Here is a 20,680-nt window from a genome sequence, read left to right on the forward strand (position 1 = left end):
AATAAAAAAGAAAATAAAAATAGGGGTATAAAAATTTATAAATAACATTTTACACCCCTATCTATTAATTTAAAGGGGCTTACATTACGATATTTACAATTTTACCCGGAACGACTATCACTTTCTTAGGGGTAGATCCGTCTAATTGATTTTTAGTCCGGTCATCGTTGAGAACATTCTTTTCAATTTCCTCTCTGGACATATCCATAGGTAATTCCATCGTAAATCTCATCTTTCCATTAAAGGAAACCGGGTAGTTCTTCGTACTCTCCACAAGAAACTTCTCTTCATACTCCGGGTACTCCGCGGTAGTAATAGATTCAGCATTCCCAAGTTTTTCCCAAAGCTCTTCGGCAATGTGAGGTGCGTATGGCGCAATGAGCACAGTTAAAGGCTCAAGCACCTCCCTTTGGTTACAGTTTTGAGCAGTAAGCTCATTTACACAGATCATAAATGTAGAAACCGAAGTATTGAAACTGAAGTCTTCAATATCCTCTGTTACTTTTTTAATGGTTTTATGTAGTGTTTTTAAAGAGTCGGCTGAAGCTTTATCGTTAGTAATAACGAACTGCTCTTCATTATGAAAAAGCTTCCAGAATTTCTTCAGAAAATTATGTACGCCGGTAATTCCCGCTGTATTCCATGGTTTTGCCTGTTCGAGCGGCCCCAGGAACATTTCATACATTCTCAGAGTATCTGCGCCATATCGCTCACAGATCTCATCTGGATTCACCACATTATATTTAGACTTGGACATTTTCTCCACTTCCCTTCCAACAATGTATCGTCCATCTTCCAGCACGAATTTAGCATCTGCAAATTCTGGCCTCCACTTTTTGAAACCTTCTACATCAAGTTCATCTGAGGAATTCACCAACGAAACATCTACATGAATTGGCTGCACGTTGTTTCCCTTGATCTGGGTGCTTGAAATGAATACATTCTCACCTTCCAGCCTGTAAACAAACGCACTGGTTCCCAGGATCATTCCCTGGTTGATCAATTTCTTGAATGGCTCCTCTACCGTAAGTCTCCCACGATCGCTTAGAAATTTGGTCCAGAATCTGGAATATAATAAATGACCCGTAGCATGTTCGCTACCACCAATATAAAGATCCACATTCTCCCAGTACTGCTGTGCCTCTTCGGAAACAAAAGTATCAGGATTGCCGGCATCCATATATCTGAAAAGATACCAGCTACTTCCAGCCCATCCCGGCATGGTATTCAATTCCAACTGAAATACTGTGGAGTTATTAATCTTATCATTAGAAACTACCTCGTTTTTTTCAGTATCCCATGCCCAGTTGGTAGCATTTCCCAGAGGTGGTTCACCGGTTTCAGTAGGAAGATACTTCTCTACTTCTGGTAACCTTAATGGAAGGTGCTCCAGATCTATCATTTTTGGCAGGCCATTCACGTAGTAAACAGGAAATGGTTCTCCCCAGTATCTCTGTCGGCTAAAGACGGCATCTCTAAGCCTGTAATTTGTCTTACCATAACCCTGACCTGTTTTTTCAAGCTCAAGAATTACACGGTTCAGCGCTTCTTTATATTCCAGCCCGCTAAGAAAATCTGAGTTTGTGATTACTGTTCCTTCTTTCCCCGCATAAGCTTCCTGGGAAACATCTACATCTTCGAAAATATTAGTGATAGGGAGATCAAAATGTCTCGCAAAATCATGATCTCTTTGGTCTCCACAAGGAACGGCCATTACCGCCCCGGTTCCATATCCTGCCAACACATAATCCCCGATCCAGATTGGAACAGGCTCTTTGGTAAAAGGATGTTCTGCATACGCACCAGTGAAAGCACCGCTAATGGTCTTTACATCTGCCATTCGCTCACGCTCACTCCTTTTTGCCGTCGCTTCAATATAAGCTTCAACTTCTTCCTTATGATCTTCAGTAGTGATCCTGGAAACGAGTTCATGCTCTGGAGCAAGTGTCATAAAATTGACTCCAAAAATGGTATCGGGTCTTGTGGTGAAAACTTCAAATTCTGCATCGCTGTTCATTACTTTAAAAGCAACCTGAGCACCTACAGATTTCCCGATCCAATTACGCTGACTCTCCTTCAGACTTTCGGTCCAGTCAAGTTTATTGAGGTCCTGCAGCAATCTTTCAGCAAAAGCTGAAATTCTCATGCTCCATTGAGTCATTTTTTTACGAACTACCGGGTAGCCTCCTCTTTCAGAAACACCATTTACGATTTCATCATTAGCAAGAACAGTTCCCAGTTGCGGACACCAGTTCACTTCAGTTTCAGCGAGGTAGGTAAGCCTGTATTTTAATAAAATTCGTTCTTTTTCATCTTCAGAATAACGATTCCATTCTTCCGCAGAGAATTCAGCAATATCAGCATCACAGGCAGAATTAACCCGTGTATTTCCTTCCGAAGAAAAAATATCCACCAGTTCAGAAACCGGTCTTGACTTTTCAGCTTCCAGATCATACCAGCTCTCGAATAACTGGATAAAGATCCACTGTGTCCATTTATAATAATCTGGTTCACTGGTACGCACTTCGCGACTCCAGTCGAATGAAAAGCCGATCTTATCAAGTTGCTCCCGGTAACGGGCAATGTTATTTTGAGTTGTCAACGCAGGATGCTGACCCGTCTGGATCGCGTACTGCTCTGCCGGAAGCCCAAAACTATCATATCCCTGGGGATGCAATACGTTAAATCCCTTATGGCGCTTGTATCGGGCATAGATATCACTGGCAATATACCCTAACGGATGCCCTACATGTAAACCGGCTCCAGAAGGATAAGGAAACATATCCAGCACATAATATTTTGGTTTATCTGTATTGTTAGTAGCCTTGAAAGTCTGGTTTTGCGCCCAGTATTTCTGCCATTTTTCCTCAATCTTATTAAAGTGGTAACTCATGTGATATCTGCTTAACTAAATTCTTATGAACAGCCCGGGAAGTTCAAAACCCCAAAGCACAGGTGGCGGGATCTCTCCTGCCATTTTTATACGGATGCAAAAATACAATTTTAAAGGACTTTTTTGAGGCTAACAAGGAACACTTAAAGGGTTTTTCTCGCCTGCTCTTCCATGGGCTTCAGGCATTCATAGATCATTTTATTCACCGGCGTTTTAATTCCCAGTCGCTCACCTTCCCGAACGATATAGCCATTAAAGTTCTCGATTTCTGAAGGTTTTCCCTCCATAATATCTCTTTGAGTGGAAGCGGTAGTTCCTTCCGGCTGATTTTCGATGATCTGAAAGGCCTTTTCAATATGCTCATTATTCAAAGGAATATCTTTGGCATTAGCAACTGATCTAATTTCTGCGGAAGTTTGTTTCATAAGATCAAACAGGTATGCACTATTTCTAATCTTATCGATACTTACGCGGGTAAGTCCGCCAATTCCACTGATGGTGCAGATAAAAAGAAACTTTTTCCAGATCTCCAGCTGAATATTTTCCGGATGAAGAAAATCAATTTTAGCTTCCGAAAATAAAGTACTAATCTTTGAAATCCGTTTAGATCTATTATTGTCTGCTTCCCCAAAAACGATCCTTGGCTCAAAGGAGGCGTGCTTGATCTTCCCGGGTTTTTCAATATAGCTCACGATAAAACATAAACCCGCAAGTACGTTTTCCTTCGGAATTATTTTGGTGAGTTTTTCATAATTATCTGCTCCATTCTGTAATGGTAGCACGATAGTATCTTTGGAAATATTTTTTTTTAATTCTGAAGCAACCTCTGGAAGTTGCCAGCTTTTAACTCCTAATAGTATAAGATCTGGAGTCTCAACTTCATCAATATCACTGGTTACCAACTCTGGATGCACAGTAATATCTCCATTGATACTTTCCAGCTGCAAGCCTGATTCATTGATCGCCCTCAAATGTTCTCCACGAGCGATAAAACTCACTTTGTTACCAGATTCTGCAAGTCTCGCTCCAAAGTAACCGCCAACTCCACCTGCTCCGTAAACTAAGATTTTCATAAACGTCTTTTGCCCAAATGTACTTATTTCGGTTTAACCTGAAGATCAGCAGGTTCAATCATTAAAACTTCACAACTTAATGCATCCAATATTTTCAAAAGTTTAAACGTTTTAAATATTGAGAATGCTGAACTTTCTTATTTTTACAAAAAATCTGAAGTCACTATATGACCACATCTTTTGAAAGGTATCAAAAACGCCGACTCATATCCTCCTATTTCTCTGTTGTGATTAGTATTGCACTGGTTTTATTTCTCTTGGGAATGCTGGGACTTTTGGTTTTGAACACCAAGAAAGTGGCAGATCATTTTAAAGAACAGATAGCGCTTACCGTGTACCTTAAAGATACAGCCAAGGAAGTGGAGATCGAACAATTGAAGAAGAGCCTGGCGATGGCAGATTATACTAAGACTACTACCTATGTAAGCAAGGAAGATGCTGCTGCTGCACATAGCGAAGAAATTGGGGAGGACTTCATGGAATTCCTGGGTTACAATCCACTGCAAAATTCTATTGATGTTTATATGAATGCCGATTTCGTTTCTTCGGAACAGGTTGATGAAATCGCAGCAGATCTCACTTCCAAGAATTTTGTAGATGAGGTCGTATATGATAAACCGCTAATCGCCTTATTGAATGATAATGTCAAGAAAATAAGTCTTTGGGTATTGATTGCCAGTACGGTTTTCACATTTATCGCAGTCCTGCTCATAAACTCTAGTATCAGGCTCGCTGTGTATTCAAAAAGATTTATCATCAAGACCATGCAAATGGTAGGCGCTACCAAAGGTTTTATACGCAGACCTTTTATCTGGCAAAGTGTAAAACTAGGTCTTATTGGCGCAATTCTCGCCCTTATTGGAATGGCCGCAGTGCTATTCTATCTCAACAACAGTTTTCAGGAATTGAATCTTCTGGGAGATGTAAAAATGCTTGTGATGCTATTCTCTGGAATTTTCCTGATGGGTATAGTAATTACCTGGATAAGTACATATTTCGCGACATCTCGTTTTCTGAATCTTAAAACAGATGAACTTTACTATTAGACCATGAAAAAAGAGAAAGAAATTCATCAAGGAGGAAGTTTTAATACCGGATTCGTTTTCGGGAAAAGAAACTATATGTTCATGTTCATTGGTCTTGCCGTGATCGCACTTGGCTTTATACTCATGTCTGGTGGTGGTAGCGAAGATCCGAACGAATTCAATGATGCTATTTACAACTTTCAACGCATAAGGCTTGCACCTACCCTCGTTCTAATTGGCTTTGCGATCGAAGTCTATGCCATCCTGTTGAACCCACATAAAAAATAATCGAATTTGGATCTATTAGATGCGGTGATCCTAGGGATCATCCAGGGACTTACTGAATTTTTACCAGTTTCCTCAAGCGGACATTTAGAATTAGGAAAAGCAATTCTCGGGGATACTAGCGTACCTGAAGAATCACTATTATTTACGGTGGTACTCCATTTTGCTACCGCATTAAGCACCCTGGTAATTTTCAGAAAAGATGTTCTTGAAATATTAAGCGGTCTATTCAGTTTTAAATGGAACGAAGAAACCCAGTTTTCATTAAAGATCATTATTTCTATGCTTCCTGCTGTAATTGTAGGACTACTTTTTGAAGAACAGCTTGAAGCGCTTTTTGGAGGAAATATATTGTTCGTTGGGTTTATGCTTCTTGTGACCGCATTGCTTTTATGGCTTGCAGATAAAGCTAAAGATACCGGAAAAAAAGTAAGTTATTCTAATGCGTTCGTAATTGGAGTAGCCCAGGCGATCGCTATGCTCCCAGGAATTTCAAGAAGTGGTGCAACCATTTCCACTTCTGTTTTGCTTGGAAACGACAAAACGAAAGCTGCAAGATTTTCATTCCTAATGGTAGTACCTCTTATCTTCGGAAAGATCGCAAAGGATCTTTTAGGAGGAGAATTAACTTCCAGTTCCACAGACCTGACAGCCCTTGCAGTAGGTTTCATAGCGGCCTTTATCGCCGGTTTGGTTGCCTGCACCTGGATGATCACGCTCGTTAGAAAAAGCAAGCTCTCCTGGTTTGCCATCTATTGTTTTGTAGTGGGAATCGCAGCGATTATTTTTGCCTATGCTCAATAAACAATTTACTGCGGAAGAATTCAAAGCCGGACAGGTACTGCTTTTTGACAAACCTTTGAACTGGACTTCTTTTCAGCTGGTGAACAAAGTAAGATGGCTCATTAGAAGAAGTTGTAATATCAAGAAAATCAAAGTTGGTCATGCTGGAACTTTAGATCCGCTGGCTACTGGACTTTTGATTATTTGTACAGGAAAGTTTACCAAAACCATTCCCGATCTACAGGGACAGATCAAAGAATATACTGGAACCATTAGTCTCGGTGCCACGACACCATCTTTTGATCTCGAAACCGAATTTGATGCTACTTTTGAAACTTCCCATATTACTGAAGCAAAGTTACTGGAAACCTGTAAAAAATTTATTGGAAAGATCGAACAGACACCACCGGTTTTTTCAGCTTTGAAAAAGGAAGGAAAGCGACTTTACGAATACGCCCGGGAAGGGGAAAGGGTTGAAGTCAAAAAACGAGAGATCGAAATAAACGCTTTTGATATCGACTCTGGTAAATTTCCAGATATAGATTTCAGAGTAGTTTGTAGTAAAGGAACATACATTCGCAGCCTGGCTCACGAATTCGGGATGGCTTTAGACAGTGGAGCACATCTTTCAGCTTTAAGAAGAACCGGTATTGGGGAGTATTCCGTAGAAAATGCGATGGATATTGAATCTTTCGAAAAATTCTTACCTTCACGGGAGAACATTTAAGATAGAGGAAACTCTAATCCCATGGATTTTTTCGACAAACACAAAGCTCTCATTATTACTTCCCTGCTATTTGCTGTGCTATTTCTGGCGCTGTACAATCTCAACATGGCGAACAAGAAAAAAGCAGCCGGAGAAATGCTCGTGGATCTTGAGCAATTTCAGAAGGAAAAGGCTCCGGAAGAAGAACTTGAAGAACAGGAAGCGCAACCTCAGCAACAACGAAGAAACGTCCAGACCAACAAGGCTTACAATGAAGATAAGGAAGCCCGGGACGCAGACATGAAGAACAAGCTGGACGAAATTTTCCAGAAGAATAGTGCCAGCCAGGAAGCCGAGGAAAGCGAAGACACCCAGGGCGACGGAAACTACCAGGTTAATAAGAAAACTGCTGAGAGGAAGAAAGATGCTTCGAACGGTGATAATTCATTGGAAGAGAGCTCACAAAAATCGGCAGTGTATGATTATAGCAGTATATCATTCTCCTTAAAGGGCCGCCGTGCAGTTAAGATTCCGAATCCAGTTTATACCTGCGACGTTGCAGGCAAGATCGTGATCAACATTAGTGTGGATGCGAACGGATATGTTATTGACACCAGCCTGAATAAGGGTAGTTCTACATCAGGCAATGAGTGTCTTGTTGAAAGAGCGATGGAATATGCGGCAGGAGCAAGGTTTAGTAAGCTTGCCGGCAAGAACGAGCAGCCAGGGACCATCACCTATTATTTTAGATCTTAGAAAATGGCAGAACCAAAACGATGTGGCTGGTGCGAAGGAGATGCGCTCTATGAAGCTTATCATGACCAGGAATGGGGAGTTCCGGTTCTTGATGACCAAAATTTATTTGAATTTCTTAGCCTTGAAACCTTTCAGGCAGGATTGAGCTGGATCACAGTATTAAGAAAAAGGCAGAATTTCAGGGAAGCGTTTGATGATTTCGATTATAGAAAGATCGCTTTGTATGAAGAACCTAAGATCATGGAACTAATGGAAAATGCCGGAATCATTAGGAACCAATTAAAAATTAGAGCCACCGTGAGTAATGCACAGCAATTCATCAAAATCCAGGATGATTTTGGCAGTTTTAGTAGGTATATCTGGAACTTCGTGGATGGTACTCCAATACAGAGTAAAGTGATTAATTATAGGGAAGCACCTGCAACCACGACTATCAGCGACAAGTTATCAAAAGACCTGAAGAAGCGCGGTTTTAAGTTTACCGGCTCCACGGTAATTTATGCACATATGCAAGCAACCGGAATGGTGAATGATCATGAAATCGATTGTTTTCGTTATGATGAGATCAGGAAACTTGGTGAAAAGATGAAAACTTGAAAACTACTGGTTGCTACTTTAGATAACTAAGAAACTCTTCTCTCGGGATTTCCTGCGCTCCCAAGCTGGCAAGATGATCTGTATACACCTGGCAGTCTATTAGACGTACGTCTTCCTCCTGAAGTTTTTGAACCATTTTTATAAATCCAAACTTGGAAGCGTTGCTCACATTGGCAAACATACTTTCACCGCAGAATAGTTTTTTCTCTCGAAGGTAAATTCCGTATAAACCTCCAACAAGATTATCATTATCCCATACTTCAGCTGAAATGGCTATTCCCATTCGGTGTAACTCCAGGTAAGATTTCTTAATCTCCGGAGTGATCCAGGTACCATCCTGACCTTTTCTGAAAACTTTTCCGCAGTGATCAATGACCGCCTCAAAATCCTGATTGAATGTAACCTGAAACTTATCTTGATTCAGGTAAGGACGCATACTTTTCGAAATCTTCAGCTCTTCAGGAAACAGCACCATTCTGGGATCTGGCGACCACCATAAAACAGGCTGGCCTTCACTATACCAAGGAAAGATCCCTAAGTGATAGGCCTCCAGTATGCGATCAATACTGAGTTCCCGCGTGACTGCAAGAAAACCATCTTCATCTGCCAGCTCTACTGGAGGAAATTTTTGTCCCGGACCTATAAAATACACCTACTCAAAATTGTTTGATGAAATTAAAAAAGTCCGATGAAATAATCACCGGACTTTTAATTTTTATAAGACTTCTACCTAGAAAGGCAGATCGTCGTAATCCTCTTCGTTCAAATCACTTGCTGGCTCGAACTGGTCTGGTGGCGGCACATTACCTCCAGATGGCTGTTGCGCGGCAAGGTTCTCAATTCTCCAACCCTGTACAGAATTGAAGTATTTAGTTTCCCCTTGTGGACTCACCCATTCTCTACCTCTAAGGTTGATACCAACCTTTACTGGCTGACCTACTTTAAAAGCATCCAGAAGACTACATTTATCCTGAACGAATTCGATCATGATATGCTGAGGATATTGCTCCTCTGTCGTCACAACCATTTCTCTCTTCTGAAATCCATTATTTCCGAAGGTCTTTGTATCTCCTATTAATTTGATTTTTCCCTGTACTTCCATTTTATCTCTATTTTGCTAATAATATTTTCCAGGCTTTCATTGGCTCATCCTGTTCAAGATAGCGCTGCGCCTGTTTATGAATTTTTTCCTGATCCTTGTTTTCAACTAATTCAGCTACTTCAGCTTCCTGCTTCTTAAAATCCTGAATTTCGGCTTTATCTGGCAAGGATTCTACATTTCCAAGTTTCCCAAGATCATTACCAGTAAGAACATTACTGTTCTTGATCTCTTCTGGCATTGCATCTACACCAATTCCTAACGTTGAAAGCGGCTTTGGAACTTCGAACATTCCCGTTCTGGCTCTTGAATACCAATTGCCACCCATACGGGCTACCTGGTCTATCTTATATTGATCAATATAACCGTTTTCATCCAGAACTTCTTCCTTCACATGGATCTTGACTACGTGACAGATGACAAGATTTCCCGCTCCACCTTCAGTTCCGGTTTCAATGATATCAACGATCTTGCATTCCATTTGGACCGGAGATTCTGCGACACGAAATGGCTTCACCAGATCAGATTTCAACATTGTAAGCCCGGCTTTCTCGAACTCATTTACACCTTCCCCATACTCCGTACTGGAAAGTGACATTTGCTGAACAATGTCGTAATTTACAACATTGATCACCACCTCATCTACTTTTTTTGCATTCTCAAAAGTATGCTTGGTCGTATTGTCCCGTCCCCGTCTTGCAGGAGAAAAAATAAGAACCGGAGGATTTGCGCCAAAAACATTGAAAAAACTAAAAGGAGATAAATTAGGTTTCCCCTCCTCGTCTATGGTACTTGCAAAAGCAATAGGTCTTGGTCCAATAGACCCAAGTAAATACTGATGTAATTTACCTGTTCCTATATCTTTTGGCTCTATACTGAACATATACTTTATTTTCGCCAAAGATAAAGAAATGTAGAGGGAATGAAAAGCCAAAGCATTACAATAAAAATCATTTTAAAACGCTTATATTTATTCTATAAAGCCGTAGTAATACATGAATCTACCCGACGAACGCAGCTTTAATCGCTGGTTTATCATTCTTTCCTGTCTTGTGGTTACCGCGTTGGTCCTTTGGAACACCAGCATCTTTTTTCAACGGCTTAAGGAAGACGAAAGAGCTAAAATGAATATCTGGGCCCAGGCGCAGGAAGAACTAAGTGCCGCTCCTGAAGATGCTGATCTGAGCCTGATCCTTGAGATCCTGAATAATAATACCACAATACCCATTATACACACCAATGAGGATGGAGCGATCGCATATACCACGAATATTGACCCGGTGATCCTGGAAGATCGCGAAAGATTAGAGGAATATCTTATTGAGCTAAAACAAGAAAATGAACCAATCGCCGTAGATCTTGGAGAAGGTCAGGTCCAGAATTTATACTACGGAAATTCTCCCGCACTTAATAAACTCAAATACTACCCAATTGGGCTTACGCTTATAGGCTTTCTTTTTATTGGGGTCGTTTATTTTTTCTATACAACTACAAAGAATAGTGAACAGAACAAGTTATGGGCGGGTATGGCCAAGGAGACTGCCCATCAAATCGGGACTCCGCTGAGCTCCTTAATCGGGTGGACTGAAATTTTAAAATCTGAAGATGTGGATCCTTCTTATATCAAGGAGATGGAAAAGGATATCGACCGCTTACAAACCATTACTGAAAGATTTTCGAAAATTGGATCGGCACCAAATCTGAAGGAGATAGACATTGTAGAAGCTACCCGGGAAAGTTTTGACTATTTAAAATTAAGAAGTTCCAATCTTATTGATTTCAGCATTCAGACTCCAAGGCAACCAATCTGGGTTATGCTTAATGATCAACTCTATAGCTGGACCATAGAAAACCTGGTTAAGAATGCAATAGATGCCATGCGTGGAAAAGGAGAGCTCTTGATCGAGATCAAGCAAGACATGAAGCAGGCACATATCTATATTACAGATACCGGAAAAGGAATAGACAAGAACAAATTTAAAGTGATCTTCGAGCCTGGACAAACCACCAAAAAACGTGGTTGGGGACTCGGTTTATCCTTAGCCAGAAGAATTATAGAGGAATATCACCAGGGTAAGATCAAGGTTGCTAAAAGTGAGCTTGGAAAAGGCACGACTTTCCAGATAAGTCTCAAAAAGATCTAATACTGGCTTATATTTTCCCTTAACCAAACTGGAACCGGGAAAGTACAGTTCTTATCGAAATCATAACAGACTACTGTGTCCAGACCTTCAGCACAGATCTGATCCTCATTGTTCATTATCAAGTGCCTTATAGAGAAACTGCTATTCCCTACCTTATCAAGTTTGGTTAAAACTCGGGCAACTCCCGGATAATGTAAAGGTCGCTTGAAATCGCAATTCGTAGACACCAGCATAGTTCCCTTATTTGTTTTCTGATAGAACTCGTGGATACCGGTAGACTCCCAGAAATTGACTCTTCCGCTTTGCAGAAAGCGCATGAACGTGATATTATTCACATGCCGATACATATCCAGATCGCTCCAGTCAATCCTAAGTTCAAGACTCAGTTTATATTCTGCGATTTCTTTCAAAGCTCTACGTTCGCATGAATTTTATCTGCAAGTTCCTGGAATTCCTCTTCAGTCATTTTCACTTTGTTGGAAAAGTTCATTTCATCCATGGTATTTAAAGGAATAAGATGAACATGGGTGTGTGGTACCTCAAGTCCAATAACGGCCATTCCCACTCTTTTGCACGGAACGGTTTTTTCAAGTGCAAGAGCAACACTTCTGGAGAAACGCATTAATTCCTGGTAGATCTCTTCCTCAAGATCCCAGATCTTATCCACTTCCTTCTTCGGAATGCAGAGGGTATGCCCCTTTCCATTAGGATTCACATCGAGAAATGCAAGAAACTGACTGTTCTCTGCTACTTTATAAGCTGGCACTTCTCCTCTAACGATCTTTGTAAATAAGGTTGACATAATATTAGTATGGTTGGTTTGCCTTAAAATTAAAAAATCCTTTTCTCAAATCTTAAAAATAAGATGAAAGAAAAGGATCATATTTTAACTGTAATGAACTGTTACTCTCTCCAGATCTCGATCACATCAAAGGTAACTGTACCGTTAGGTACCTGAATTTCAGCAGTATCACCTACTTTTTTACCAAGTAAACCTTTACCAATTGGAGAGTCGACAGAGATCTTTCCAGATTTAAGATCGGCTTCGCTTTGTGCGACCAGCTTATAAGTCATTTCTGCTTCGTTGGTCTGGTTCTTAATTTTAACATGTGAGTGTACAAGTACTTTGGAAGTATCCAGTTGAGATTCATCGATCACGCGTGCGTTAGCCATAACTTCTTCCAGTTTGGAAATTTTCAATTCCAATAATCCCTGGGCTTCCTTAGCAGCATCATATTCAGCGTTTTCACTAAGGTCTCCCTTATCTCTCGCTTCACCAATTGCATTTGATGCCTTTGGTCTTTCTACATCTTTCAAGTGGTTAAGCTCATCTCTGAGTTTTTTCAAGCCTTCAGGGGTGTAATAAGATACTTTACTCATAACTTTATCGTTTTAAAATTCCGCGGAAATAACCATGGTTAGATTGCGGAATTATTAGCTTAATGATCTGGTAATTTTTATGGTTCCACGACGTGGAAAAGCCCGGATCTACAAATTTTTAGTGCTCCGGGTTCAAATTATTACATTGTTAATTAAAAAAATCCCATGAATAACGGGATTTCTTTGAACAAATGTAAGAAATTTAATCTTTTGGAGCAATTATATTATTTTCGCCTCAATTCAATTTACATGAAGAAACTACTGAGTCTATTGACTGTTTATGTACTACTTACAGCCTGTTCCGGGTCTGATGATTCCTTTAATAACAACCCAAATCTTGCCGATCTAAATTTCAGGTTTCAGGTGAATTTATCTTTACCTGAATACAACAATCTGCAGTTTCCAGGAAACGCTTACGCGACCTACAATTATGGAGTGAAAGGTGTGGTTATATACAATATCAACAACGATCAATTTGTCGCTTTTGAACTAAGTGATCCAAATCACCCGCCAAGATCCTGTTCTGCCATGACCCTGAATGGTGTGATCGCAAATTGTAACTGTGATGATAATTCTTATAATGTGATCACAGGACAACTTTCAGAAGGAGAAGGTGAATATGGTATGAAACCATATAGAGTTGAGCGGTCTGGCAACATACTGCAGATCTTCAACTAAAAAAAAGCCTTCTCTTCAAACCCCTACAATTTGAAAAGAAGGCTGCAAAAATGCATTGGAGTTGATTTAGAACTTCAATGTAAGTCCAAGTAAGAAGTTTGTTGTTGCCTGTGGATAATATCCGGCTCCGTCAAAGGTTTGCACTCCAGATGGATTAGTATCGCTGGAAATATCATAGGTGTAATAATACCCGTTAGACACATATTCTTCTCCAAATATATTATTTACCAGTCCTGTAAGCACGATCTCACGGAACATCCAGGCCTTATCCCAGGTGAATTGAACATTAAAATCGTTCACAAAATAGCTGTCTAGTTTAGAATTTTCTGCTTCCACGTTACTCATAAACTGCTCCCCAACATATTTAGAGAGAAATTTGAGTTCCAGCCCGTCAACTGGTGAATATTCCAGCATGTTCGCAGCGACAATCTCTGGAGAATATGAAATATCTGTATCCCCATAGGCTACCAGTTCTCCATCGAATGGAGAAACAAAGTCCACATTCTTATTTCGGCTTAAGGAGATATTTGGGCGTATATTAAAGTCGTCTGTCACTCTAACTGTTGCATCTACCTCTAGTCCCAGTCGGTAAGAATTTCCGCTATTCTGGCGAATAAACGCCCCAACATCATCAAGACCACCGGTAAGCACCAGCTGATTTTGATAATCCATATAATACAGGTTCGTGTTCAAAACGAAATTGGTGCTTTGATGTCTCCATCCAAGTTCAAAATCATTCAATTCTTCAGGTTCCGGATCTCCATTTTCATAATCGCCACGACTTGGCTCACGATGAGCACGTGCGTATGATAGGTAGAACTGGTCACCTTCGCTCAATTGATAGGTTAACCCAGCCTTCGGATTAAAGAAACTAAAGTTATCATCGTTCAAAAATCGGGTCTGGTCATCCAGAAGTCCATCGGTTTCATAGTTCACGGTTCTTAACTGAAGATCTAAATAACCTCCAAGTTTTTCAGTAATGGCAAAGTTTGCTTTTCCGTAGATATTGAAGTCGGTTTTATCTGCCTGGTTGAAATAGTATGGTGCGTAAAGATCATTATTTCTCGCAAATCTGGTATAGATCACCTCGCCATAATGATCACCTCCATATTTGTTCCATCCTCCACCAAGAGTAAGATCCCAGTTCGTAGTCTCATAGTTCACGCTAAAAACAGTTCCGTAGAAATGATTATCCAGCCATTTGGTCCCTACAAGATCTGATGATGCAATTTCCTCGTCATTAGACATGAATAGAGGAAGTCCGAATTCCTGAAGATCTGCATCTTCTTCATATTCCTCGTAATATCCACGACCATAAGTATAGTGAAGGGCAAGGTTTGTAGACCAGTTAGACCCAAAATCCTGGTTCCATAGTAACTGGTAATGATCCTGTTTATAATTATCTGTCTGCCCATCATAGAACTTCGTATTCCCATCCTCATCGGTATAGATTCCTGCCGGATTGAAAGTCCGGTCATTTTCTAGTGTTTCAGCATCGATACCATACCAGGCCTGATATGTTCTTTCGCTACCACCAAAAGTAAGAGCTTTAATAAGTGTATTATCATCTACAAAAGATCCCTGAAGAAAGTATGATTTCAAATCGCTACTTGCCCGGTCTATATAACCATCACTCCTAATTTTTGAAGCACGTCCCGTAAAACTGAAATGATCATTAATAAGACCAGTGCTAAATTTGACGGTATGCTTAAAGGTGTTGTAAGAGCCGATACTGTTCGCGATCTCACCCTGAGCTTCTTCTTTGTAAGCATCTGTAAGGATGTTAAGACTCGCACCAAAGGCTCCGGCTCCATTGGTGGATGTTCCCACACCACGCTGTAGCTGTAAATTTTCTACGGAAGAAGCAAAATCTCCCAGGTTCACCCAGAAAGTTCCCTGACTTTCAGAATCGTTATATGGCACACCGTTGATGGTTACATTCACCCTTGTGGCATCACTACCACGAACACGAATTCCCGTATACCCTACACCGTTCCCCGCATCGGTTGTTGTAACCACATTGGGCATATAGCTCATAAGTACCGGGATATCCTGTCCAAGATTCCTATCGGCAATTTCTTCGTTGCTTAAATTGCTATATGTGATTGGAGATTCGTCGGTTACCCTCACAGAAGATAGAAATACTTCATCCAGAGATTCCTGTGCTCCGGCAAGATCAATATTTAAAGTTGTGTCTCCGGTTAGATTTACAGTTCTACTTCTTTGATTTCCGAAGGAGAAGATAAGCGTATAATTTCCTTCTGAAAGTTGAAGCTCATAATAACCATTTTCGTTGGTCAAAGTTCCGGAGCCTGTGCTTTGCAGATAAACTGAAGCTCCATCGATAGGATTTCCATTTTCAGTTACAATACCACTGAGTTTGTAATCCTGTGCATAGGCCTGAAGAGAAATTGTCAGCAGCGCCACAAAAGATAATAAATGTTTCATTCGCAAAATTTTCTACGAATAAAAGGGGCAATTATTCTTTCCTGATTTAGTTATAAAATAAAAAATCCTGAGATCACCAAAATGGCAATAACAGGAGTACATACACCGCAGTTTCGTGCGTATCCCTTGGCAGCATTACCTGCCCAGGTTCATTGGGTATGATCTCAGCCCGTGAAGGCACCCCTTATGAGATTATGGCGCAAATGTAATATGCTTTTTTAGAAATGCAATACATTTGAGGAAAATTGGGAATAAAGTTTTAAAGGACACGGGAAGTTTATGCTAAATACAAAACGCTCTTTAACAGTAAAGGTTGTTGCAGGATATGTAATTGTTTCCATTCTCGCCGGGCTTGCCGTCTGGTATATTTATAACCAGGTACTTACCTATTCTGAAATTGCGCAGACGAATACTGAAAATACACAGCAGCTCATCCTGGTATCTGAGATTTCCACCAACCTCAACGAATCTGAGAATACAAGCCGACGTTTGATACAAACCGGTAACGAGGAAGAACTACAGCTTTACAATTCTCAAATTGACAGTATTAAATCCAAGATCAATGAATTGGAGAAAAGTTATACGCAACTTGATTTTGAAGACGAAGCCGATAGTATTTACCAACTTCTCGAACAAAAGACAGAAAACCTGAAGGAGCTGGTTGCCTTGCGAGATACCGACAGGAATACCAATTATTACCGGAAAGCTCTTGGGGAGCTTCGGAATATCGACCAGTCTTTCAAGGATTACAATTACGAGAACAGATTCAGGAATTTAAAATCTTATCAAAAGGATGTGCTGGTAAAGTGGCTGGAATATTCAAGAGAAGATAATGCCGAAAATATTACTACTCAGCGTTTGGATTCGCTGGTCAAATCTGTAAAAAGAGTACTAACGGACCTTGAATTTGCTAACCGACAGTTTCAAAACGAGGTGGTTCAGAAGGAAAATGAGTTGCTCAATAATGATATGATTCTGAATCAGCAATTACAAGGTTTGCTATCTAATCTAGAGAAAAGCGAACGTAAAAATTCTTTGGAACGTGCAGAGACTTTTCAGAATATGCTGGACAAAACTTCCACGATTATCCTAATTGGGAGTTGTATCATTATCCTGATTATCCTTTATTTTATCATCAATATTATTGGAGATATTACCAGAAGTCAGCGTTACAGGGTGCAATTGGAAGAGGCCAAGAATTTTGCAGAATCACTACTGGCCAGTAGAGAGCAGTTCATGGCGGCGATCACTCATGATCTACGTAGCCCATTGACGACGGTTATGGGATATACAGATCTTATACAGAAAACCGATCTTGATGAAAAGCAGGCTTATTATTTAAAGCAGATCAAGAAATCTTCAGAATTTATTTTGAGACTGGTCAATGATCTGCTCGATCTTTCCAAGCTGGAAGCGGGAAAAATGTTGATAGAAAAACTAGCTTTTCACCCCGGTAAATTGATCGAGGATACTGTAAATAATATCATTCCTGCGGAAAGGACTAAGAATGTTACTATTGAAATTGTAGTTGCTCCTGAAGCACAAATGCAGCTGGTTAGTGATCCTTTCAGAATAAAACAGCTCCTGGCGAACCTGATCTCAAATGCCTGGAAATTTACTGAAGAAGGAAGTATTGTCATCTCTGCAAATCTCCTAAAACCGAAGAAGAACAAAGAAATTCTTGAATTGAGAGTCAAGGATTCCGGGATCGGGATCTCAAAAGAGAAACAGGATAGTATTTTCGAGGAATTCTCCCAGGAAGACAACAGTATTGAGAAGAAATTTGGCGGTACTGGCCTTGGACTTGCCATCACGAAAAGACTGGCGCATCTATTAGAAGGTGACACCAGGGTGGAAAGTGAACCCGGGATGGGAAGTGAATTTATCATTGAAATTCCTGTGGAAAAATATCAGCCTTCAGATGAGAAATCGAAGAAACGTTCAGAAAAGAAAATCGAGAATAATTATGCTGCTTCAGGACTAAAAGCGCTGGTTGTGGATGACGAACCTGGACAATTATCCCTTACCGTAGAACTATCCAGATCTATGGGTTTCGAAATTGATACTGCGGCAAATGGTAAGATCGCGCTGGAAAAGATAAATGGGAAAGAATATGATCTTATTCTTACCGATATTCAAATGCCAGTGCTGGATGGTTTTGAACTAATTAAAACTATTCGCGGTACCGATGAGATCATGCATCTGCCTGTTATCGCTCTATCGGGTCGTACAGATCTTGAAAAACAAGTCTATATGGATGCTGGTTTTGATGAAAAATTACTTAAACCCTATAAATCTTCAACTTTAAAAGATACCATTGCTGAAGTGCTGGACTTGGAACACAAAGAAACAGTTTCCAGTAATGTACAGGAAGGATCTAAAGAGCTGCAAACAGTTCTTTACGATCTTTCTGAGATTTATGAATTTGCTGGTAAAGATGATCATGCCTTTAAAGAAATACTTCGGGCCTTTATTGAGGGAACTAGAGAAAGTATGGTTCAGTTAAAATCGGCATGGGAGACTCAGAACGAGGGTGAATTGGGCAAAACTGCTCATAGAATGCTACCAATGCTTAGACAAATGCAGGCACATACCATCACGCCAGATCTATTAAAGCTTGAGGAAAGGAAAAAAATAAATGAAACTGAATTCATAAGCCTTCAGGCACAGCTTGAACGGCTAGTAAAAGAGATCGAATCAAAAATTATAGCTTGATCCCGTACTGCTTCAGCTTATTATAAAGCGTCTTTCTATCTATAGAAAGCATTCTGGCGGCTTTACTTTTATTACCGTCGGTTTTCTCAAGAGCATCAAGAATTAGCTGTTCCTCATTCTTATTCTTAAATAAGCCGTAATCGTTTTCCGTAGAACGACTGGAAGTTGCGATCTCATGAGGTAAAACTTTTAGCGGAATTAGATCTTCCTGAGTGAGCAATACTGCTCTTTTCACCATGTTCCGAAGTTCACGAAGATTACCAGGCCAGTTATAATTCTTAAATGCATCTATCGCTTTATCTGTAAAGCCAAGCACATTTTTCTCCAGGTCTTTGTTCGCTTCATCAAGAAAATGATTCGCAAACAGCATCAAATCTTCTTTACGCTCGCGAAGTGCCGGGATTTTTATAGAAAATTCATTAAGTCTATGGTAAAGATCTTCACGAAAATCACCTTCTTTTACTGCATTCGAGAGATCTTCATTGGTTGCTGTTACCACACGGATGTCTACTTCTATCTCATTATTACTACCAACAGGCTTTACACGTCTTTCCTGAAGCGCACGTAATAATTGTACCTGAAGTTCATAACTAAGATTTCCGATTTCATCAAGAAACAAAGTTCCACCGTTAGCGGCTTCAAAGTGACCTGTTTTATCGTTTATAGCGCCGGTAAAGGAACCTTTGATATGACCAAAGAATTCACTGGAGGCTATTTCTTTTGGGATCGCTCCACAATCTACAGCGATAAAAGGCGCATCACGTCTTTTACTTTCCAGATGGATGCTTTTTGCCACCTGCTCCTTTCCAGTACCACTTTCACCGGTGATCAAAACCGACATGTTTGTTGGGGATACCAGCTCCACATAGTCGGCAAGTCTTCGGGAAGGTTCACTAACGCCCTCTACAAGATCAAGTCTTTGTGTCGTTGAACTGGATTTACTGGCTTTTTTTGCGGGTTTAACGGCAACTGCTTTTGGTGCTACCACCTTGGTACGCAAGGCGTTTTCAATCGTTTGCAATATTGATTCAGGTCGAAATGGCTTGGATACATAATCAAATGCACCTTCTTTCATTGCATTTACAGCCATACTGATTTCAGCATAACTCGTCATTACGATCACCTGAGTAGCAGTATCCTTAGCTTTAACCTTTTTCAGGATCTCAAGGCCATCATGATCTGGCAAGCGAACATCTGTAAGTACAAGTTCAAAGTTGCTTTTTTCAATCTTATTGAATGCTTCTGCTGCAGAAAATACCAGCTCGACTTTATACTCCCTTTTCTCTAAAAAGGTTTTGAGCATAGTACCGAAGGCAACATCGTCTTCAACGACCAGAACTTTAGACATAGAATAGCTTTAGTGAGCTGCAAAGGTAAGAATCTTTAACTCATATGGTTTTAAAAGAAAGCATAAAAAAAGAGGCTTCGAAAAAGCCTCCTTAGGTAGCCTGCAAAATTTAAATTTTGCAAGTAACTGGTTTCCATTTGATCAGATCTACGTCATGAACTTTAAAATTTATAGAAATGGATCTGGTGTCAGTTGTTGTGGTTGTTGCAGCCAGGCTGCTACCATTTCTATAAATTTCAAGTTTTCAAACTTCATATAAGATCCAATATGCCTTGAGTTGGGTTCTCATTGATCAGACAAGTTCTATTCTTCAGTTTCATCTTCTTTAAGCCAGTTTCCATCAGAATCTATAAAAACTTGCTCTTGCTCGCCTTTTACATCCAGGTTCAGTTTATAAACCTTAGTTTCATCTTCTTTGGTCATTACCCAGGCTTCACTAGCTACTGCACCATTATAGTCGGTCAAAACTGCATCCTTAATATTCTGTGGTAACGAGATCACATCAACGGATTCGAATACCTTTGTTTCCTGTTCCATTTCTACTTCGGTCTCCACTTCTATCTCTTCATCCTGTGCGTGTAGATTTCCTGTAGTAAAAAATAAAGCTGCAATGGTCGCTGTACTTAAAATAAACTTTTTCATATTGATTGTTTTGTGGTTATTTAAAGAATAGAGTTAAAATCATACCAAATTCAATCAATTCTACGGAAGCGCCAGATAACCAATAGATTCGATGCATTGCTGAAATTT

At 40.1% G+C, this 20,680-nt stretch carries 20 protein-coding genes; 9 read left to right on the forward strand and 11 right to left on the reverse strand.

Annotated elements, in window-relative coordinates:
• Positions 1-79: 79 nt before the first annotated feature.
• Entirely contained in the window at positions 80-2,893 is a 2,814-nt protein-coding gene (leuS, locus tag ACSHZO_RS06455) for a leucine--tRNA ligase (RefSeq protein WP_298246727.1), read from the reverse strand.
• 143 nt (positions 2,894-3,036) lie between these two features.
• Entirely contained in the window at positions 3,037-3,966 is a 930-nt protein-coding gene (locus tag ACSHZO_RS06460; protein ID WP_298246728.1) for a ketopantoate reductase family protein, read from the reverse strand.
• Positions 3,967-4,133: 167 nt separating this feature from the next.
• Between ACSHZO_RS06460 and ACSHZO_RS06465 the strand changes: the two genes are divergently transcribed.
• The 6 genes from ACSHZO_RS06465 to ACSHZO_RS06490 are packed head-to-tail and all read left to right on the forward strand — an operon-like array spanning position 4,134 to position 8,118.
• Entirely contained in the window at positions 4,134-5,012 is an 879-nt protein-coding gene (locus ACSHZO_RS06465) for a cell division protein FtsX (RefSeq protein WP_298246729.1), read from the forward strand.
• A 3-nt stretch (positions 5,013-5,015) separates the two neighbouring features.
• Positions 5,016-5,279, forward strand: a complete 264-nt coding sequence (locus tag ACSHZO_RS06470) for a DUF3098 domain-containing protein (protein WP_026914657.1) — start codon at positions 5,016-5,018, stop codon at positions 5,277-5,279.
• 6 nt (positions 5,280-5,285) lie between these two features.
• Positions 5,286-6,080, forward strand: coding sequence for an undecaprenyl-diphosphate phosphatase (locus ACSHZO_RS06475; protein ID WP_295178639.1), 795 nt, complete (start codon positions 5,286-5,288; stop codon positions 6,078-6,080).
• Positions 6,070-6,786: a tRNA pseudouridine(55) synthase TruB gene (truB, locus tag ACSHZO_RS06480; RefSeq protein ID WP_298246730.1), complete on the forward strand. Its 717-nt coding sequence runs from the start codon at positions 6,070-6,072 to the stop codon at positions 6,784-6,786. The genes ACSHZO_RS06475 and truB overlap by 11 nt, the downstream gene beginning before the upstream one ends.
• A gap of 21 nt (positions 6,787-6,807) precedes the next feature.
• Positions 6,808-7,521, forward strand: coding sequence for a hypothetical protein (locus ACSHZO_RS06485; protein WP_298246731.1), 714 nt, complete (start codon positions 6,808-6,810; stop codon positions 7,519-7,521).
• Between the two features lie 3 nt (positions 7,522-7,524).
• The gene (locus ACSHZO_RS06490) at positions 7,525-8,118 is read left to right on the forward strand and encodes a DNA-3-methyladenine glycosylase I (RefSeq protein WP_298246732.1); all 594 of its coding nucleotides are present in this window, start codon (positions 7,525-7,527) and stop codon (positions 8,116-8,118) included.
• 13 nt (positions 8,119-8,131) lie between these two features.
• Here the strand turns inward: ACSHZO_RS06490 and aat are convergent, their stop codons facing one another.
• The 3 genes from aat to ACSHZO_RS06505 form a co-directional block, all read right to left on the reverse strand.
• Positions 8,132-8,770: a leucyl/phenylalanyl-tRNA--protein transferase gene (gene aat, locus ACSHZO_RS06495; RefSeq protein ID WP_298246733.1), complete on the reverse strand. Its 639-nt coding sequence runs from the start codon at positions 8,768-8,770 to the stop codon at positions 8,132-8,134.
• 78 nt (positions 8,771-8,848) lie between these two features.
• The gene (locus ACSHZO_RS06500) at positions 8,849-9,220 is read right to left on the reverse strand and encodes a DUF3127 domain-containing protein (protein ID WP_295178663.1); all 372 of its coding nucleotides are present in this window, start codon (positions 9,218-9,220) and stop codon (positions 8,849-8,851) included.
• 7 nt (positions 9,221-9,227) lie between these two features.
• The gene (locus ACSHZO_RS06505; protein WP_298246734.1) at positions 9,228-10,100 is read right to left on the reverse strand and encodes a flavin reductase family protein; all 873 of its coding nucleotides are present in this window, start codon (positions 10,098-10,100) and stop codon (positions 9,228-9,230) included.
• 112 nt (positions 10,101-10,212) lie between these two features.
• Here ACSHZO_RS06505 and ACSHZO_RS06510 point away from each other — a divergent pair, with 112 nt between their 5' ends.
• Complete coding sequence (locus ACSHZO_RS06510) at positions 10,213-11,361, forward strand: sensor histidine kinase (RefSeq protein ID WP_298246735.1); 1,149 nt, start codon at positions 10,213-10,215, stop codon at positions 11,359-11,361.
• Here the strand turns inward: ACSHZO_RS06510 and ACSHZO_RS06515 are convergent.
• The 3 genes from ACSHZO_RS06515 to greA all read right to left on the reverse strand — a co-directional run bounded on the left by ACSHZO_RS06515 (position 11,358) and on the right by greA (position 12,741).
• The gene (locus tag ACSHZO_RS06515) at positions 11,358-11,771 is read right to left on the reverse strand and encodes an acyl-CoA thioesterase (RefSeq protein WP_298246736.1); all 414 of its coding nucleotides are present in this window, start codon (positions 11,769-11,771) and stop codon (positions 11,358-11,360) included. The two genes, ACSHZO_RS06510 and ACSHZO_RS06515, sit on opposite strands and share 4 nt — an antisense overlap.
• A complete protein-coding gene (locus ACSHZO_RS06520) occupies positions 11,768-12,163 on the reverse strand; it encodes an HIT family protein (RefSeq protein WP_295178679.1) in 396 nt (131 codons plus the stop codon). Before ACSHZO_RS06520 ends, ACSHZO_RS06515 begins: the two co-directional genes overlap by 4 nt.
• A gap of 101 nt (positions 12,164-12,264) precedes the next feature.
• Positions 12,265-12,741 (reverse strand): transcription elongation factor GreA, encoded by a 477-nt coding sequence (greA, locus tag ACSHZO_RS06525; protein WP_298246737.1) that lies wholly within the window; start codon positions 12,739-12,741, stop codon positions 12,265-12,267.
• Between the two features lie 249 nt (positions 12,742-12,990).
• Here greA and ACSHZO_RS06530 point away from each other — a divergent pair, with 249 nt between their 5' ends.
• Positions 12,991-13,419 carry a hypothetical protein gene (locus ACSHZO_RS06530; RefSeq protein ID WP_298246738.1) on the forward strand — a complete coding sequence of 143 codons (429 nt, stop codon included), beginning with the start codon at positions 12,991-12,993 and terminating at the stop codon, positions 13,417-13,419.
• 66 nt (positions 13,420-13,485) lie between these two features.
• On the opposite strand, the gene ACSHZO_RS06535 is transcribed toward ACSHZO_RS06530, so the two are convergent.
• Positions 13,486-15,867, reverse strand: coding sequence for a TonB-dependent receptor (locus ACSHZO_RS06535; protein WP_298246739.1), 2,382 nt, complete (start codon positions 15,865-15,867; stop codon positions 13,486-13,488).
• Positions 15,868-16,146: 279 nt separating this feature from the next.
• Here ACSHZO_RS06535 and ACSHZO_RS06540 point away from each other — a divergent pair, with 279 nt between their 5' ends.
• Positions 16,147-18,582: an ATP-binding response regulator gene (locus ACSHZO_RS06540; RefSeq protein WP_298246740.1), complete on the forward strand. Its 2,436-nt coding sequence runs from the start codon at positions 16,147-16,149 to the stop codon at positions 18,580-18,582.
• Here ACSHZO_RS06540 and ACSHZO_RS06545 read toward each other — a convergent pair.
• The gene (locus tag ACSHZO_RS06545) at positions 18,572-19,930 is read right to left on the reverse strand and encodes a sigma-54-dependent transcriptional regulator (protein ID WP_298246741.1); all 1,359 of its coding nucleotides are present in this window, start codon (positions 19,928-19,930) and stop codon (positions 18,572-18,574) included. The two genes, ACSHZO_RS06540 and ACSHZO_RS06545, sit on opposite strands and share 11 nt — an antisense overlap.
• Positions 19,931-20,233: 303 nt before the next feature.
• Positions 20,234-20,572, reverse strand: a complete 339-nt coding sequence (locus tag ACSHZO_RS06550; protein WP_298246742.1) for a hypothetical protein — start codon at positions 20,570-20,572, stop codon at positions 20,234-20,236.
• Between the last annotated feature and the right edge of the window lie 108 nt (positions 20,573-20,680).

It is taken from the genome of Christiangramia sp. 3-2217-3z (assembly GCF_051195275.1).
Lineage (GTDB): Bacteria > Bacteroidota > Bacteroidia > Flavobacteriales > Flavobacteriaceae > Christiangramia > Christiangramia marina.

Excerpts from the sequence above, each read along its gene's own strand:
- leuS (WP_298246727.1), bottom strand. The coding sequence starts at position 2,893 with ATGAGTTACCACTTTAATAAGATTGAGGAAAAATGGCAGAAATACTGG.
- ACSHZO_RS06460 (WP_298246728.1), bottom strand. The coding sequence starts at position 3,966 with ATGAAAATCTTAGTTTACGGAGCAGGTGGAGTTGGCGGTTACTTTGGA.
- ACSHZO_RS06465 (WP_298246729.1), top strand. The coding sequence starts at position 4,134 with ATGACCACATCTTTTGAAAGGTATCAAAAACGCCGACTCATATCCTCC.
- ACSHZO_RS06470 (WP_026914657.1), top strand. The coding sequence starts at position 5,016 with ATGAAAAAAGAGAAAGAAATTCATCAAGGAGGAAGTTTTAATACCGGA.
- truB (WP_298246730.1), top strand. The coding sequence starts at position 6,070 with ATGCTCAATAAACAATTTACTGCGGAAGAATTCAAAGCCGGACAGGTA.
- ACSHZO_RS06485 (WP_298246731.1), top strand. The coding sequence starts at position 6,808 with ATGGATTTTTTCGACAAACACAAAGCTCTCATTATTACTTCCCTGCTA.
- ACSHZO_RS06490 (WP_298246732.1), top strand. The coding sequence starts at position 7,525 with ATGGCAGAACCAAAACGATGTGGCTGGTGCGAAGGAGATGCGCTCTAT.
- ACSHZO_RS06500 (WP_295178663.1), bottom strand. The coding sequence starts at position 9,220 with ATGGAAGTACAGGGAAAAATCAAATTAATAGGAGATACAAAGACCTTC.
- ACSHZO_RS06505 (WP_298246734.1), bottom strand. The coding sequence starts at position 10,100 with ATGTTCAGTATAGAGCCAAAAGATATAGGAACAGGTAAATTACATCAG.
- ACSHZO_RS06510 (WP_298246735.1), top strand. The coding sequence starts at position 10,213 with ATGAATCTACCCGACGAACGCAGCTTTAATCGCTGGTTTATCATTCTT.
- ACSHZO_RS06520 (WP_295178679.1), bottom strand. The coding sequence starts at position 12,163 with ATGTCAACCTTATTTACAAAGATCGTTAGAGGAGAAGTGCCAGCTTAT.
- greA (WP_298246737.1), bottom strand. The coding sequence starts at position 12,741 with ATGAGTAAAGTATCTTATTACACCCCTGAAGGCTTGAAAAAACTCAGA.
- ACSHZO_RS06530 (WP_298246738.1), top strand. The coding sequence starts at position 12,991 with ATGAAGAAACTACTGAGTCTATTGACTGTTTATGTACTACTTACAGCC.
- ACSHZO_RS06535 (WP_298246739.1), bottom strand. The coding sequence starts at position 15,867 with ATGAAACATTTATTATCTTTTGTGGCGCTGCTGACAATTTCTCTTCAG.
- ACSHZO_RS06540 (WP_298246740.1), top strand. The coding sequence starts at position 16,147 with ATGCTAAATACAAAACGCTCTTTAACAGTAAAGGTTGTTGCAGGATAT.
- ACSHZO_RS06545 (WP_298246741.1), bottom strand. The coding sequence starts at position 19,930 with ATGTCTAAAGTTCTGGTCGTTGAAGACGATGTTGCCTTCGGTACTATG.
- ACSHZO_RS06550 (WP_298246742.1), bottom strand. The coding sequence starts at position 20,572 with ATGAAAAAGTTTATTTTAAGTACAGCGACCATTGCAGCTTTATTTTTT.